This is a genomic window from Yersinia sp. 2542 StPb PI, from assembly GCF_048593855.1.
Taxonomy (GTDB): Bacteria; Pseudomonadota; Gammaproteobacteria; order Enterobacterales; family Enterobacteriaceae; genus Yersinia; species Yersinia enterocolitica_E.
This window is the reverse complement of sequence record NZ_JAZGQA010000108.1, coordinates 1-15,587: the sequence shown is the minus strand read 5'-3', so window position 1 is coordinate 15,587 and position 15,587 is coordinate 1. Positions and strand designations below refer to the sequence as shown.

Genomic DNA, 15,587 nt, shown 5'->3' with positions numbered 1-15,587 from the left:
TTATAAAATAAAATCGATGATTCTCAATGAGGTACAGGCAAGAAAAAGGCCGCTTGCGCGGCCTTTTGTTTGGGGAAATACTTACTCTTTTGGAGTAGCACTCTCTACCCGGCTTTTTAGCTTTTGCCCTGGACGGAAAGTCACCACACGGCGCGCCGTAATAGGAATGTCCTCACCCGTCTTCGGATTACGGCCCGGACGTTGGTTCTTGTCTCGCAGATCAAAATTGCCAAAGCCAGACAGTTTGACCTGTTCGCCATTCTCGAGAGCACGACGTACTTCCTCAAAGAATAACTCAACCAGATCTTTGGCATCACGTTTGCTAAGCCCTAGCTTTTCAAACAGATGTTCTGACATTTCAGCTTTAGTAAGCGCCATAGGTTCAATCCCTCAAGGATGCTTGGAATCGCTGTTTTAACGCCTCTACACATCTTGCAACGGTAGCGGCGATCTCCTCTTCTTCCAGTGTACGTGCGGTATCCTGCAACACCAGACTAATAGCCAGACTCTTATAGCCCTCTGCTACGCCCTTGCCACGGTACACATCAAACAAGTTTACGCCAACTACCTGATTTGCGCCAACTTTCTTACACTCCGCCAAAATATCTTCTGCGGGGACGTTTTCAGCCACCACAACGGCGATGTCACGACGGTTTGCTGGGAAGCGTGAAATCTCGCTGGCCTGAGGCACAGCGCGGTCTGCGAGCTTGTTCCACTGCACTTCAAACACCACAGTCCGACCATTTAGACTCAGCTTACGTTCCAACTCAGGATGAACTACACCAATGAAACCAATGTGTTCCCCTGCTAAATAAATTGCCGCACTCTGCCCTGGATGCAGTGCAGGATGTGCTTGTGCACGGAACTGAACATCAGATAATTTGCCGGTAAGTTCCAGAATTGCTTCCAGATCACCTTTCAAATCATAGAAGTCGATTGGCTGACGCGCCAGATCCCAATGCTCTTCAAAACGGTGGCCAGCAATGACACCGGCTAGCATTACATCCTGTCTAACCCCGAGATCTGCTGTACTATCAGGTACAAAGCGTAACCCACTTTCAAATAAACGCAAGCGAGATTGCTGGCGATTCTGGTTATAAACCACTGCTGACAGTAAACCTGTCAACAATGATAAGCGCATCGCAGACATCTCAATCGAGATAGGGCTTGGCAAAATTAATGCGTCTTGCTGTGGGTGCAGAAGTGCTTGTACTTTCGGGTCAACAAAACTGTAAGTAATTGCTTCCTGATAGCCGCGATCGACTAAAGCGGTTTTTACACGCTTCAATGATAAATCAGCTTCGCGATGTTTGGTCATCACCAAATCAGCTTTGATAGGCACATCCGGGATATTGTTATAACCGTAGATGCGGGCAACTTCTTCCACCAGATCTTCTTCGATTTCCATATCGAAACGCCAGCTTGGCGCTACTGCCCGCCAATCAGAACCGAGTTCAGTCACCTGACAACCGAGCCGGCGCAGAATGTCACTCACCTGCGGTGAAGGGACATGATGACCAATCAACCGATCCAATTTCTCACGGTGTAGCGTGATGGTGGCGCATTTTGGTAATTCTGCGGCCGCGGTCACGTCAATTACCGGCCCCGCTTCACCACCACAGATATCAATTAGCAGACGTGTCGCACGCTCAATCGCTTTATGCTGTAACGCAGGGTCGACACCACGCTCATAGCGGTGAGATGCATCGGTATGCAAACCGTGGCGACGCGCACGACCAGTAATTGATAATGGATTGAAGAAAGCGGATTCCAGCAAGACATTGCGGGTTGCTTCGTTAACACCTGAATGTTCACCACCAAAGATACCGGCCATCGCCAACGGCTTATGCTGATCAGCAATGACCAGCGTATCTGCATTCAATTTGGCTTTTGTGCCATCCAGCAGTGTTAATTCTTCACCTTCAGCCGCCAGGCGAACAATAATCCCGCCTTCAATACGGTCCAGATCAAACGCATGCATTGGCTGGCCTAACTCCAGCAACACAAAGTTAGTAACGTCTACCACCGGATCAATCGAACGAATACCACAGCGGCGCAGTTTCTCTCGCATCCACAATGGTGTTGCAGCCTTAACGTTAATCCCTTTAACTACTCGGCCCAGATAGCGCGGACAAGCCTGCGGAGCTTCTACATGGATTGGGAATGTATCTGAAATGGAAGCCGCAACAGGACTCATATCCGGTTCGATTAATGGCAATTGATTCACAACCGCCACATCGCGCGCGACACCAATAATGCCCAAGCAATCGGCACGGTTTGGTGTCACACTGATTTCAATGGTTTTATCGTCCAGATGCAGATATTCACGCAGATCGACACCAATAGGCGCATCAGCAGGCAGTTCAATAATACCGTCACTATCTTCTGAAATAGCCAGCTCAGAGAAAGAGCACAGCATGCCTTCTGATGGTTCACCACGCAGTTTGGCAGCTTTGATTTTGAAATCGCCCGGCAGCACAGCACCAACAGTCGCAACAGCGACTTTCAAGCCCTGACGACAGTTCGGTGCACCACACACGATATCCAATAAGCGGTCACCGCCTACATCAATTTTGGTCACCCGCAGTTTATCGGCGTTGGGATGTTGGCCACATTCGACAACATGACCGACAACGACACCATTGAATTCGCCCGCAACCGCATCTACACCATCAACTTCTAAACCGGCCATAGTGATTTGATGGGCCAGGTCATCACTACTAATGGCTGGGTTTACCCATTCGCGTAACCAAAGTTCACTGAATTTCATGAGATATTCCCGCCTTACTTAAACTGTTTGAGGAAACGCAGATCATTTTCGAAGAATGCCCGCAAATCGGTGACGCCGTAACGCAACATAGTTAAGCGTTCCATCCCCATACCGAATGCAAAACCTGAATAAATATCAGGATCAATACCGACGTTTCGCAATACATTTGGATGCACCATGCCGCAACCAAGCACTTCAAGCCATTTACCATTTTTACCCATCACATCCACTTCAGCGGACGGTTCGGTAAACGGAAAATAGGAAGGGCGGAAACGAATTTGCAAATCTTCTTCGAAGAAATTACGCAAGAAGTCATGCAAGGTGCCTTTCAAATTGGTGAAGCTGATATCACGGTCAACAATCAGCCCTTCCATTTGATGGAACATTGGAGTGTGCGTTTGGTCGTAATCATTACGATACACACGGCCCGGCACGATAATTCGAATAGGTGGCTGCTGGGTTTTCATGGTGCGAATTTGCACGCCCGAGGTCTGCGTGCGCAGCAACCGGGTAGCATCAAACCAGAAGGTGTCGTGGTCAGCACGCGCTGGGTGATGAGCCGGAATATTCAATGCATCGAAGTTATGATAGTCATCTTCAATTTCCGGGCCAGACTCAACGGAAAAGCCCAACTCACCAAAGAACGTTTCGATACGATCGATAGTGCGGGTAACCGGATGCAACCCACCATTTTCCATACGACGCCCCGGTAGAGAGACATCAATGGTTTCGGCTGCCAATCGGGCATTCATGACCGCTGATTCCAGCTTGTCCTTGCGTGCATTAAGCGCTTCTTGTACTTCCTGCTTGGCCTGATTAATAACGGCCCCCGCTGCCGGACGCTCTTCAGCTGGCAGCTCGCGCAGTGATGTCATTTGAAGGGTCAAATGGCCTTTTTTACCTAGATATTCGACGCGTACCAAATCCAACGCGGCAACATCTTGGGCATCTTCTACGGCTGCTTTAGCTTTGGCAACCAGCTCTGCGAGATGTGGCATTGTTCTCTCTTCCTCTGGCCAGTATGGCCCGCTTGTAGTTATATCCTTTGTTCTTGAAGCTGCTGGAGTGTTAGCTACGCTCACTCACCCGAATCACTTACCTATGTAAGCTCATCGGGATTTACTCGCTTGCTGCCTACCTGCAACTCCAATAACTTTGGATATATATAATGAGTTAAACCCCGATAACTGAAATAAATTTTTTACACAAAATCAGCAAGATATCACTATTAGTGATATCTGCACTCTAGTCACGGTAAGTGCCGTAGAGTAAAAACAAAAAAGCCTCCACGATGGGAGGCTTAGGCGCTATTTTTCGTTTCTATTCTTACGCGCAAGCCTCCTGAAATCAGGCGCTAAAGTAAAAAAAGAAGCGAAAATTAACTGCGTGTATCATACAAAAAACCTTCTTACCAAGAAGATAAAGATTAAAAGAGGGAGACAAGCTCCCTCTTCAATTCTGACTTACGCCAGAGCTACTTTCGCTTTTTCGACCAGTGCAGAGAATGCCACTTTATCGAATACTGCGATGTCAGCCAGGATCTTACGGTCGATCTCAACAGAAGCCTTTTTCAGACCATTGATGAAACGGCTGTAAGACAGACCATTCTGACGAGCAGCTGCGTTGATACGTGCAATCCACAGTTGGCGGAATTGACGCTTCCGTTGACGGCGGTCACGGTAGGCGTATTGGCCTGCCTTGATTACTGCCTGGAAAGCAACACGATAAACGCGCGAACGGGCACCGTAGTAACCTTTCGCCTGCTTTAATATTTTTTTGTGACGTGCACGAGCTACCACACCACGTTTTACGCGAGCCATTTACTTCTCCTATCGTCTTAATTCAAACCAAAATTACTTATGCGTATGGCAGACATGCTACGACCAAACCTAGATCGTTCTTAGATACCATGCCTTTTGGACGTAAATGACGTTTACGCTTAGTAGCTTTTTTGGTCAAAATATGACGCAGGTTGGCATGCTTACGCTTAAAACCACCGGCACCGGTTTTTTTAAAGCGCTTAGCGGCGCCGCGTACTGTCTTAATTTTTGGCATTGAATATATCCACTTCGCATTGTTAATTACAACGAGCTAGCTAGGCGAACAGACCCCTACTCTGCAAGCAGAAAGAGGCCTATTACTTGAGTGCCTTACTGTCTCTTCTTAGGTGCGAGCACCATGATCATCTGACGGCCTTCGATACGAGTCGGGAAAGACTCCACGACAGCCAAATCAGAATCTTCAGTCAGATCTTTTTTGACACGGTTAAGGACTTCCATGCCGATCTGCTGGTGCGCCATTTCACGCCCACGGAATCGCAGGGTGATTTTGGCTTTATCGCCATCTTCCAGAAAGCGAATCAGGTTGCGTAGTTTGACCTGATAGTCGCCATCATCGGTACCAGGACGGAATTTGATTTCCTTGACCTGTATGACTTTTTGCTTCTTCTTCTGTTCTTTTGTCGACTTGCTCTTCTCATAGAGGAATTTGCCGTAATCCATGATTCGGCAAACCGGCGGCTCGGCATTCGGACTGATTTCTACTAAATCAACACCAGCTTCCTCAGCTTTTTCAAGAGCTTCATTCAGACTGACAATGCCAATCTGCTCACCATCGACGCCTGTTAAGCGAACTTCTGTGGCGCGAATCTCTTTGTTGATGCGATTAGGACGCGCCGGTTGAACTCGTTTTCCGCCTTTAATACTTTATTCCTCCAGTTGATGAAGACTACGGCTGCGAATTTCTGCTAGCAGCTGGTCTACGACCACGTTGACGTCCAAGCTTCCTAAGTCTTTACCACGGCGGGTACGAACGGCAATTTTGCCTGATTCGACCTCTTTATCGCCACAGACCAACATATATGGAACCCGACGCAACGTATGTTCACGAATTTTAAAGCCAATCTTCTCATTTCTCAAGTCCGCTTTTGCCCTAATCCCTGCATCTTGCAGTTTTTTGGTCACTTGTTGGACATAATCAGACTGACTATCGGTGATATTCATCACCACGACTTGTACCGGAGCTAACCACGTTGGGAAGAAGCCTGCATACTCTTCGGTTAAAATACCGATGAAGCGCTCCATTGACCCCAAAATAGCCCGGTGAATCATTACTGGCACCTGACGATCGTTATTTTCGCCGATGTAAGACGCACTTAAGCGGCCCGGTAATGAGAAATCGAGCTGTACGGTACCACACTGCCACGCGCGATCCAAACAATCATGCAAGGTAAACTCAATTTTCGGACCGTAAAACGCTCCCTCACCCGGCTGATAATCAAATGGAATACCATTTTCAGTCAGCGCAGCGGCCAAATCATCTTCGGCACGGGTCCACAGATCATCACTCCCAATCCGTTTTTCAGGGCGGGTAGACAGCTTAACCACAATTTTCTCGAAGCCAAAAGTGCTGTACATGTCGTACACCATCTTGATACAGCTATTCACTTCATCGCGAACCTGCTCTTCGGTACAGAAAATGTGTGCATCATCCTGAGTGAAACCACGGACACGCATTAAACCATGCAGTGCGCCTGAAGGCTCATTACGGTGGCAGCTACCGAACTCAGCCATACGCAATGGCAAGTCACGGTATGATTTCAACCCTTGGTTGAAAATCTGCACGTGCCCTGGGCAGTTCATTGGTTTGATGCAATACTCGCGGTTTTCAGACGATGTGGTGAACATATGCTCAGCATAGTTTTCCCAATGTCCGGTCTTTTCCCACAGTACGCGGTCCATCATAAACGGCCCTTTCACTTCCTGATACTGGTACTCTTTGAGCTTGGTCCGCACAAAAGTTTCCAGTTCACGGAAGATAGTCCAACCGTCGTTATGCCAGAACACCATACCTGGTGCTTCTTCCTGCATGTGGTAAAGGTCCAATTGCTTACCAATCTTACGATGGTCGCGTTTGCCCGCTTCTTCCAGACGTTGCAGATAAGCATTTAGTTGCTTCTTATCACCCCAAGCCGTGCCATAAATACGTTGCAGCATTTTATTTTTGCTATCGCCACGCCAATAAGCACCGGATGTTTTCTGCAATTTAAAGTGATGGCAGAAACGCATATTCGGTACGTGCGGGCCACGACACATATCAACGTATTCTTCATGGTGATACAAACCAGGATGATCATCGCGGCTAATATTCTCATCGAGAATCGCCACTTTATAATCTTCACCACGAGCAGCAAAAGTGTCGCGGGCTTCTTGCCAACTGACTTTCTTCTTGATTACATCGTAATCTTTATCGGCAAGTTCATGCATCCGCTTCTCCAGCAGATCCAGATCTTCCTGCGTCAAGGTGCGGTCGATATCTACATCGTAATAGAAACCGTTGTCGATAACCGGGCCGATGGCCATTTTGGTATCAGGCCAAAGTTGCTTGATTGCGTGCCCCAATAAGTGTGCACAAGAGTGGCGGAGAATCTCCAGACCTTCAGCATCTTTGGTGGTGATAATAGCCAGTTGGGCATCAGATTCGATCAAGTCTCTGGCATCGACCAGTTCGCCATTAACTCGACCAGCAATACAGGCTTTTGCCAAACCAGGGCCGATATCCAAGGCAACATCGAGAGCAGAAACGGCGTGATCGAAATGACGCTGACTGCCGTCAGGAAGGGTAATAACGGGCATTCTAATTCCTTATCTACAGTGGTGACCCACACGACAGATCACATGCAAAAGTCTAATACTATTTAAAATCAATATGTTATAAACGCTATCCGACTTTACTTTGCCTGATATATACACTCATATGTACACAACTTGTTTTGCACATAGGGTGTGACGCTATAACGGACGAACCATACTAACATCCTCATTATTGGTTTATCCACTCAGAATGATTTCTTTATCAGGCATCCCTGCCCCGTTAAAGAGTGATAATTATCTGATAATTGGTCACTTCACTCAGCGATGTTGCTGTCGACGTTACCCTCGGCGAATTTGCCATATTGCGACTAAAGAACTGATTAGGGCATGACAAAAACGCGTAGACTACATCGAATCGGGGAACGACCAGCCACACTAGCAACGGCTATCACAGTTAAGGGCAACATCATGCTACGTATCGAAGTGACAATAGATAAGCTTAATATCAATAAATTCCCGGCAGGATACACCGACGCACTCACTGAAGAGTTGGATAAGCGGCTTGGGAGGAAATTTGACGATATTGATGTGAAAGTAAGGTTTGCGGGCGCTGATGGTCTATCAGTTCTAGGTGGTGCGCCAGATGATAAGAAAGCAGTAGAAGAGATTTTACAAGAAACATGGGAAAGTGCTGATGATTGGTTTCAGCCTTAAGCCAGCATCCCTGAAGAGTGATGAATAGACCGGGCAATTACGTCCAGTTTTTGTATTTAGAATGGCAGTTCAATCCGCTCCTGGCATGATCGACCCAATGCCAATAAAGAGGGTGTAGCTCCGCAATCGGTCGTCACGGATAGAATAATACCTAGCGAATAATCTATTAATACTACAGCCAAACGGTGATAATGATCACCGACAAAGTTATCAAGCTCAAACTGCTCTACGATCACTATAATATCAATACCGTACAACTGAGGGTCAACTAGTGCAGCGACAACCTGTTACATCTTCCAGAATTCTGTCGATTGGTTATGATCCTGAAAATCGCATGCTGGAGATACAATTTCGCGAACAAGGGATTTATCAATATCTTGGCGTCCCGGAGCGCGTTCATCAGAATTTTATGTCCGTGGTTTCGAAAGGTCGTTTTTTTGATGGCGTGATTAAGGGTAAGTTTTTGTGTCGGAAAATTGGCTAATTAAAAAAATAACCAATTAAAACAGTCAACTAAATAAATCTGAAACGGTCGCTTCAATGATAAATCTGTGCAGAGAAGCCTACCGTTTTAGAAATCATCTTTCCGCTCCACAGATTATCCCATCAAGTAGCGCCATAAATAGGATATGGGTACCACAAACAATAGCGCGGGCAGGAAATTCACCACCGCGAATATTTTAATTTGTGCAATACGTAACCCCACTGCAATCATAATAATCCCACCGCAGGCGGAAAAATCAGCAAAGGCAATATCATCCATATACGGCATGATGAGTTTAGCCAACAAAACCAATGCAATTTGGATCAACAATTGCGGCACAGCAATAGCCACCAGCGCGATACCGAGCGAGATGGAGAATATCAGCGCGGTGAAGAAGTCCATTAACGCTTTGACAAATAGCAGTTGAAAATCACCAGTAATGCCTTCAGTCAACGAACCGACAACGCCCAGTCCACTAGCACAAAACAGCACAATCATCGCGGTGAAACTCTGCGCAAACTCCTGAGGCGGCAATGTACTGCGTGATGGAATAACTCGTTCCAACATTATACGGGTTTTATTTGCCCCCCATTTTACCCCTTGCTCAAGGGATAATAACTCCCCTACGGCTGTCCCGATAATCAACGCCAAAATAACCGCTGGCATAAAATGTACTTTTACCACCATCACAATACCGATGGAGATAGAAGCTAGCGCAAACGTAGCCGGTAACCCTTCCTGTAAACGCTTAGGGACATGACGCGCGAGTAATACGCCAACTATCCCCCCCAGGATAATGCCTGCACTGTTAATAAATGGGCCAACCATACCGTGCTCCCAATGACTAAAACGCGTTCTGCTGATAAAAAATGTGTCTGTTTTAGAATTAGGGATTTCGATAATAGCTAAAGACAAACAACGGAGATGAGGGCTATCCCGACCACTGGAATACCCCATACAGACAAATTATATGTTACGGTGTCACAAACCCCAATTCCTGCGAAATACGCTGGGCCGTAGCCAGAATAGGTTTAATCAGGGTTTTTACCCCCACCTGTTGCAGTTTGGCTGTGGGCAGGGAAACTGAAACGGAGTACGGTACCCGTTGCTGAATATCAAAAACAGGAGCCGCCACACAAGATACACCTAGCTCATTCTCTTCACGATCCATCGCCAGCCCTGCTTGACGAATATCTGCCAGTTCCTGGTACATTTTGGGTAATTCGGTGATGGTATTGTGCGTCAGCGGCTGAATCTCATGCTGATGGCTCTGCCAATAATCATCTGGATAGTCACTTTTACCGTACGCCATAAATATCTTACCCATCGCCGAGCAGTACAGTGGCATATGCTGCCCGATATAAGCGCGGGTGCGCATCATGCCGGTGGTAGGTTCTAACTTATAAATCAGGATAACGTGGTCATCTTCGCGGGTTGAAAAATTGACTGTCTCACCAAGTTCAAGATTGAGTTGTTCTAAATGTGGGGCCGCGACATGGATAATATTCAGTGATGACAGTGCTTTTTGGCCAATTGAGATGAACTTGGTTGTCAGCCGATAACTGCCTGGAGAAGGCGCCTGAGTGACATAGCCACAGGTATGTAGCCCCTGCAATAACCGATGAACGGTACTTTTGTTCATCCCGGCCAATTCAGATAAATGCGCCAATGGGCAGCCATTAGGGTAATTACTTAATATCTCAATCAGTTGCAGCCCGCGGAACAGACTTTGGCTGCCTAACGGCTTATCTTTCTTGTCATCTGTGAGTGTAAGGGCCATAGACGATATCCTTGTTGTTTAGCATGAAATGGTACTCCAAAGCCGCAGTCTGTGTGAAGCACGAAACAGTGTTTCGTTATCATCCCTGGCGCCGTATCTCGCAACATTTATCCAACATAAGAAGTGCGTAGTTCGTCACATTTCCATAAACAAATAAATAACTGCTTGTTTTTTATAGCAACTTAATTCATCACTTCTTTTGCTTTAGCGAAGATATCAGCATATTATTTTTGAAATCAGATTTCGTATATTGAAATGTAAAGTCTAGTTTATGCTCGATAACCACTAAATCGCGAATGCTTTCACTCAAGACATTCACCGGATAAGGGGCGTCACACTGATGAATACCACTGAATTGGGCCAACCCATTCTCTCGATGCGCCATATCATCAAAGGATTTGGCGGCAATATTGCGGTCAACGATGTCAGTCTTGATGTTATGCCGGGCGAAGTACTGGCATTGCTCGGCGAAAACGGCGCAGGAAAATCTACTCTAATCAAAGTATTGGCGGGCGTCTACCCACGGGACAGTGGCGATATCCTGTTCCAGGGGAATAACATACGTTCTGCCGCAGAAATTAAAAGTGATACTCGTCAGCCTATTGCTTTTATCCATCAGGATTTAGGGCTAATTGACTGGATGACCGTTGCCGAAAATATGGCGTTGGTGATGGGGTTTCCGCGGCGATTCGGTCTGATTAATTGGTCCGCTATTCGCCAGCAAGCCCGTCGGGCTTTGCAGGATATCGGCATTGACCTCTCACCTGATGCGCGCGTGTTTGAACTGTCGCGCACTGAAAAGTCATTATTGGCCATTGCCCGCGCCGTTGCGGTTAATGCCGAACTACTGGTGTTGGATGAGCCGACCGCCTCTCTACCCGCCAACGATGTCCGCCATTTATTTGAAGTGATTAACCGCCTGAGGGATAAACATGTTGGCATGATTTATGTCACTCATCGTTTGGATGAAGTGATTGAAATTGCCGACCGGGTGTGTGTGATGCGCGATGGGCGCTATGTTGCGGGTGGGAATACCGCCGATTACTCATTGCGTGATCTGGTGCAAATGATTGTTGGTGAAGCCATGGGCGACTCCCAGCGTGAACCGTTACCTGAAGCCAGTAAACCTGTATTACAGCTTAACGCGGTGGTGGTAGGTGAGATTGGCCCGGTTACTTTCAGCCTGCAACCAGGCGAAATGCTGGCACTAGCGGGGCTAAGAGGGGCGGGCCAAGAAGAGTTAGGCCGCCTGCTATTTGGTTTACGCCATTGTGATCAGGGTGAAATTATTTTCCGCGACCGCCCCTATACCGCCGCCTCACCGCAGCAAGCTATGGCAGCAGGTGTTTCCCTGGTGGCCGGTGATCGCACCGGTGAAAGTCTGGTGATGTCGATGTCGGTGCGCGAAAACCTATTCATTAACCCAATTGCCAGCGGTCACAAATTACTTTCCCGTTATAGCACCCGCAGCGAAATGGGGGAAAGTTGGTGGAAAGTGCAGTTATTCGATGTCCGACCTAAAGACGTCAATATCGATATCAGCGCCCTTTCCGGCGGTAACCAACAAAAAGTGGTTATGGCACGCTGGATGCACCTGGGCGCACCATTACTGATCCTTGAAGATCCCACCGCCGGCGTGGATGTTGGTGCACGTGCTGAGATTTATCACTTATTAAACAAATCATTAGCAGAAGGTGTGGCGGTTTTGGTGATTTCCAATGATTTAGAGGAGATCGCGCATATCTGTAATCGGGCATTGGTGTTTAACCGTGGCGAAGTGGTTGGTGAACTGCGTAACCAGCAGGTCTCGTTCGCTAATTTATTGGAGTTGGCGTCTGCCAGCACCGGGGAAGTTACATCCGTTTAAAACAGCGACCTGTGCTAATGGTTACATCGCCCCTCGCGGTGTCATTGTGGTGCTCAGGTTTCGGAGAGTGTTATGTCTAAAACATCCATAAAATCGACAGCGCTTGAACAACGAGTCAGCCTGAGTGAACACGGTTTCGGTGCCTGGTCCATGCAGGCCATGACGCGCTACGGCTTACTATTATTGTGTATTTTATTGGTGCTGGTGTTCTCACTGACCACCCCGTCGTTTGCTTCCATGCTCACTTTGCAAGCTATTTTGTCCAGTAAATCAAAAATTGCTTTGCTGGCACTGGCCGCCACTATTCCGATGATTGTCGGCAAGATCGATTTAAACGTCGGTTTCGGTATTGTGCTCTGGCACATTCTGGCGATAACCCTGCAAGTGCAATACGGTTTTTCCTGGCAGGCTGCCGTCATAACCGTATTGATAATTTCAGCACTTTACGGGCTATTAAACGGCATATTGGTGGCATTAGCCGACATTGATAGCTTTGTGGCGACCTTAGGCTCCGGCACCGTGCTTTACGCCATCGCGTTATGGCACTCAGGTGGCCGTCAGATAGTCGGTGATCTTCCTGATGCTTTTATTGCGCTGCACCATACCGAGATATTCGGCATTCCTATTGTTGCATTCTATGTATTGATTATCGCTGTGGTGCTGTGGCTCATTACCGAACATACCCCGCTTGGCCGCTGTATGTATGCCGTGGGTGGGAATCCCGCAGCCGCTCGGCTTAACGGGATTTCGGTCAACCGTTTTACTGTCGGCGCATTTATCACCTCCAGCGTGTTGACAGGATTCAGTGGTGTGCTCATCGCCTCGGAGCAAGGGGTTGGCCAGGCCAGTGTCGGTATGGACTATCTGTTACCGGCACTGGTCGGTGCCTTCCTCGGCAGTACTACCATCCGCCCAGGCCGGGTCAATGTGTGGGGAACGGTAGTAGGGATTGCGATTCTGGCAATTGGTATTGCAGGTATTCAGCAATTCGGTGGCGAGTTCTGGGTTGAACCCTTGTTTAACGGTGCCACATTGCTGCTTTCCATCACCTTAGCCGGTTATGCCCAACGGCGCAGATTATTGAATCAAAAAGCCGTCAAGCCCAGCCAAACGCCGGGCAACACTAAAAAAGCTACAAATTCTTAACCTCACCAAGGAACAGAATATGAAACGCAATTTGATACTACAGGGCTTACTTTTTACCACAGTATTTGCCACTGCATTACCCGGCTGGGCTGACAGCTATCTTGATGAAGCCAAGGCCGCAGTCAGTAAGGCCACATCAACGGTGACTGAATGGGATGGCCCCACCAGTGGCCCAGCACTGCAACCCAATAAGCATATTATTTTTATTGCTTCTGATATGAAAAACGGCGGCGTGCAGGGAGTACAAGAAGGCTTATCACAAGCGGCCAAAGCCGCTGGCTGGAAGCTGGAAACGCTTGATGGCGGAGGCTCGGTTAAAGATCAGTTATCATCATTAAATCAGGCGATTGCACAAAAACCTGACGGTATTGTTATCGGTGGTTGGAATCCCAATGTCGCGAAAATACCACTCAAAAAAGCCATTGCACAAGGTATTGTGCTGACCGCCTGGCATGCCGTCCCAGAGCCGGGTCCGGTGAAGAATTACAATATTTTTTATAATGTTACCTCCGACTCCAATGATGTAGCCCGTATTGCTGCACTGTATGCCGTAGCAAAATCAGAAGGTCAGGCCAAGGTCCTGATTTTCACTGATTCGCTGTATCAAATCGCGTTGGACAAAGCCAATGTGATGAAACAAACCATTGAGAAATGTACCGGATGCCAGGTGATTGAATTTATTGATACCCCGTTGGCAGATACCGCCAACCGTATGCCAGCAATGACCTTCAGCCTGTTACAAAAATACGGTGATAACTTCCAATACGCTTTAGCAATTAACGACCTCTACTTTGATTTTATGGCCCCTGCCCTGAAAACGGCGGGTAAAGGTGGCAACAACGCGCCTTACAATATTTCGGCGGGGGATGGCTCTATTTCTGCCTATCAACGCATCCGCTCTGGCGACAGCCAGTCAGCTACGGTGCCGGAGCCGTTGAAACTGCATGGCTGGCAACTACTGGATGAATTTAACCGTGCATTCGCCAAACAGCCCCCCTCTGGCTACGTGACTCCTGCTCATTTGGTTACCCGCGACAACATAAGCAGCGACGGGGGTGATAAACAGATGTTTGACCCACAGAACGATTATCAGGGTCACTATAAAGCTATTTGGGGCGTGAAATAAGTCAGGCGTAAATACGCCGTCGGAGGCAGCAACCATGACCATGTTAACGCTGGCTGAGACAAGTATCGATGAATTATCGGCGGTGTTGGCCGCCGATAGCCCACTGGAATGTTTATGCTCCCCGGCTATCTGGGCGGAAGGGCCGGTCTGGTTACCACAAGAAAATGCCGTGGTATTCAGTGATGTAAAAGGGAACCGGATGTTTCGCTGGTGTCGCGACGGCGAACTCAGCCTCTACCGGTCACCGTCCAACTTTGCTAATGGTAATGCCCGTATGGCTAATGGCTCGATTGTCAGTTGTGAGCATGGCCGACGCGGTATCAGCCAGACTGATATACAAGGCAATATCACGCTATTGGTTGATCGTATCGACGGCAAGCGTTTTAACTCGCCCAACGACATTGTAGTGAAATCAGACGGTACCTTATGGTTTACCGATCCGCCTTATGGCATTACCGGCGACGACGAGGGCTATAAATCAGAAAGTCAGGTTATTGGCTGCTATTTGTACTGTTTCGATCCTAAAGATAGCGCACTACGTATCGCGGCCTGTGACTTACAGCGCCCAAACGGGCTGGCTTTTTCGCCAGATGAACAACTGCTGTATGTGGCGGATATGTCAATTGTCGATTTCCCCACCCTCGGCCGGCGGCAGTTGCGGGTTTACCCCGTAATTGGGTTACAACTGGGTGATGGCCGTATTTTTGCAGAAATATCACCGGGCTTCCCTGATGGATTCTGTGTCGATCATGCGGGCAATCTATTTTGCAGTTGTGCGGATGGTGTGCTGGTTTTTACCCCACAAGCAACATTACTGGGTAAGATTTCAGTTCCTGAGCGGGTATCAAATTGCACTTTCGGCGGACCGAACGGTGATGAACTTTATATCACTGCCGGTACTTCACTGTATCGCATCAGAGTGAATACTTATGGCTGAGAAAAACCCATAACCCAGCCCCCTATCCATGCCGGATTCATCCGGCATTTACCCTCGTAACCCCATAATAAAACAGGATTATCCTGCGCACGGCCACGTCGTATCTGTGCGCTGCACAGCCTGAATAATCAACAAAATGAGGTAGTGATCACATTTTGACTAAAAACAATA

General features: G+C 47.8%; 15 protein-coding genes and 1 other annotated feature. Of the genes, 6 read left to right on the top strand and 9 right to left on the bottom strand.

Features of this window, described 5'->3' with window-relative positions; genetic code table 11:
* Nucleotides 1-81: 81 nt before the first annotated feature.
* From ihfA to thrS, 7 genes are all read right to left on the bottom strand, one after another.
* Nucleotides 82-378 (bottom strand): integration host factor subunit alpha, encoded by a 297-nt coding sequence (gene ihfA / locus V1952_RS13765; RefSeq protein WP_002211830.1) that lies wholly within the window; start codon nt 376-378, stop codon nt 82-84.
* A 4-nt stretch (nt 379-382) separates the two neighbouring features.
* Entirely contained in the window at nt 383-2,770 is a 2,388-nt protein-coding gene (gene pheT / locus V1952_RS13760) for a phenylalanine--tRNA ligase subunit beta (RefSeq protein WP_372559146.1), read from the bottom strand.
* Nucleotides 2,771-2,784: 14 nt separating this feature from the next.
* Nucleotides 2,785-3,768 (bottom strand): phenylalanine--tRNA ligase subunit alpha, encoded by a 984-nt coding sequence (gene pheS, locus V1952_RS13755; protein WP_083158696.1) that lies wholly within the window; start codon nt 3,766-3,768, stop codon nt 2,785-2,787.
* Between the two features lie 275 nt (nt 3,769-4,043).
* Nucleotides 4,044-4,166, bottom strand: a sequence feature (Phe leader region).
* A 67-nt stretch (nt 4,167-4,233) separates the two neighbouring features.
* Complete coding sequence (rplT, locus tag V1952_RS13750) at nt 4,234-4,590, bottom strand: 50S ribosomal protein L20 (protein ID WP_004706556.1); 357 nt, start codon at nt 4,588-4,590, stop codon at nt 4,234-4,236.
* Nucleotides 4,591-4,627: 37 nt separating this feature from the next.
* Complete coding sequence (gene rpmI, locus V1952_RS13745) at nt 4,628-4,825, bottom strand: 50S ribosomal protein L35 (RefSeq protein WP_004713020.1); 198 nt, start codon at nt 4,823-4,825, stop codon at nt 4,628-4,630.
* Between the two features lie 95 nt (nt 4,826-4,920).
* On the bottom strand, nt 4,921-5,472 hold the full coding sequence (gene infC, locus V1952_RS13740) for a translation initiation factor IF-3 (protein ID WP_011816226.1): 552 nt from the start codon (nt 5,470-5,472) through the stop codon (nt 4,921-4,923).
* Between the two features lie 3 nt (nt 5,473-5,475).
* Nucleotides 5,476-7,404: a threonine--tRNA ligase gene (gene thrS, locus V1952_RS13735; protein ID WP_083158695.1), complete on the bottom strand. Its 1,929-nt coding sequence runs from the start codon at nt 7,402-7,404 to the stop codon at nt 5,476-5,478.
* A gap of 426 nt (nt 7,405-7,830) precedes the next feature.
* On the opposite strand from thrS, the gene V1952_RS13730 reads away from it, so the two are divergent.
* Entirely contained in the window at nt 7,831-8,076 is a 246-nt protein-coding gene (locus tag V1952_RS13730) for a DinI-like family protein (RefSeq protein WP_372559148.1), read from the top strand.
* 271 nt (nt 8,077-8,347) lie between these two features.
* Nucleotides 8,348-8,560, top strand: a complete 213-nt coding sequence (locus tag V1952_RS13725) for a KTSC domain-containing protein (protein WP_005161573.1) — start codon at nt 8,348-8,350, stop codon at nt 8,558-8,560.
* 114 nt (nt 8,561-8,674) lie between these two features.
* Here the strand turns inward: V1952_RS13725 and V1952_RS13720 are convergent, their stop codons facing one another.
* A complete protein-coding gene (locus V1952_RS13720; protein WP_083163605.1) occupies nt 8,675-9,388 on the bottom strand; it encodes a DUF554 domain-containing protein in 714 nt (237 codons plus the stop codon).
* A gap of 145 nt (nt 9,389-9,533) precedes the next feature.
* Nucleotides 9,534-10,340 (bottom strand): IclR family transcriptional regulator, encoded by an 807-nt coding sequence (locus V1952_RS13715; RefSeq protein WP_372559149.1) that lies wholly within the window; start codon nt 10,338-10,340, stop codon nt 9,534-9,536.
* A gap of 340 nt (nt 10,341-10,680) precedes the next feature.
* On the opposite strand from V1952_RS13715, the gene V1952_RS13710 reads away from it, so the two are divergent.
* The 4 genes from V1952_RS13710 to V1952_RS13695 all read left to right on the top strand — a co-directional run bounded on the left by V1952_RS13710 (nt 10,681) and on the right by V1952_RS13695 (nt 15,416).
* The gene (locus V1952_RS13710) at nt 10,681-12,207 is read left to right on the top strand and encodes a sugar ABC transporter ATP-binding protein (protein WP_420074929.1); all 1,527 of its coding nucleotides are present in this window, start codon (nt 10,681-10,683) and stop codon (nt 12,205-12,207) included.
* A gap of 72 nt (nt 12,208-12,279) precedes the next feature.
* Nucleotides 12,280-13,353 (top strand): ABC transporter permease, encoded by a 1,074-nt coding sequence (locus V1952_RS13705; protein WP_372559151.1) that lies wholly within the window; start codon nt 12,280-12,282, stop codon nt 13,351-13,353.
* Between the two features lie 19 nt (nt 13,354-13,372).
* On the top strand, nt 13,373-14,479 hold the full coding sequence (locus V1952_RS13700) for a substrate-binding domain-containing protein (protein ID WP_420071740.1): 1,107 nt from the start codon (nt 13,373-13,375) through the stop codon (nt 14,477-14,479).
* A 34-nt stretch (nt 14,480-14,513) separates the two neighbouring features.
* Nucleotides 14,514-15,416, top strand: a complete 903-nt coding sequence (locus V1952_RS13695) for an SMP-30/gluconolactonase/LRE family protein (protein WP_420074928.1) — start codon at nt 14,514-14,516, stop codon at nt 15,414-15,416.
* The last annotated feature ends 171 nt before the right edge of the window (nt 15,417-15,587 follow it).

Excerpts from the sequence above, each read along its gene's own strand:
- ihfA (WP_002211830.1), bottom strand. The coding sequence starts at position 378 with ATGGCGCTTACTAAAGCTGAAATGTCAGAACATCTGTTTGAAAAGCTA.
- pheT (WP_372559146.1), bottom strand. The coding sequence starts at position 2,770 with ATGAAATTCAGTGAACTTTGGTTACGCGAATGGGTAAACCCAGCCATT.
- pheS (WP_083158696.1), bottom strand. The coding sequence starts at position 3,768 with ATGCCACATCTCGCAGAGCTGGTTGCCAAAGCTAAAGCAGCCGTAGAA.
- rplT (WP_004706556.1), bottom strand. The coding sequence starts at position 4,590 with ATGGCTCGCGTAAAACGTGGTGTGGTAGCTCGTGCACGTCACAAAAAA.
- rpmI (WP_004713020.1), bottom strand. The coding sequence starts at position 4,825 with ATGCCAAAAATTAAGACAGTACGCGGCGCCGCTAAGCGCTTTAAAAAA.
- thrS (WP_083158695.1), bottom strand. The coding sequence starts at position 7,404 with ATGCCCGTTATTACCCTTCCTGACGGCAGTCAGCGTCATTTCGATCAC.
- V1952_RS13730 (WP_372559148.1), top strand. The coding sequence starts at position 7,831 with ATGCTACGTATCGAAGTGACAATAGATAAGCTTAATATCAATAAATTC.
- V1952_RS13720 (WP_083163605.1), bottom strand. The coding sequence starts at position 9,388 with ATGGTTGGCCCATTTATTAACAGTGCAGGCATTATCCTGGGGGGGATA.
- V1952_RS13715 (WP_372559149.1), bottom strand. The coding sequence starts at position 10,340 with ATGGCCCTTACACTCACAGATGACAAGAAAGATAAGCCGTTAGGCAGC.
- V1952_RS13710 (WP_420074929.1), top strand. The coding sequence starts at position 10,681 with ATGAATACCACTGAATTGGGCCAACCCATTCTCTCGATGCGCCATATC.
- V1952_RS13705 (WP_372559151.1), top strand. The coding sequence starts at position 12,280 with ATGTCTAAAACATCCATAAAATCGACAGCGCTTGAACAACGAGTCAGC.
- V1952_RS13700 (WP_420071740.1), top strand. The coding sequence starts at position 13,373 with ATGAAACGCAATTTGATACTACAGGGCTTACTTTTTACCACAGTATTT.
- V1952_RS13695 (WP_420074928.1), top strand. The coding sequence starts at position 14,514 with ATGACCATGTTAACGCTGGCTGAGACAAGTATCGATGAATTATCGGCG.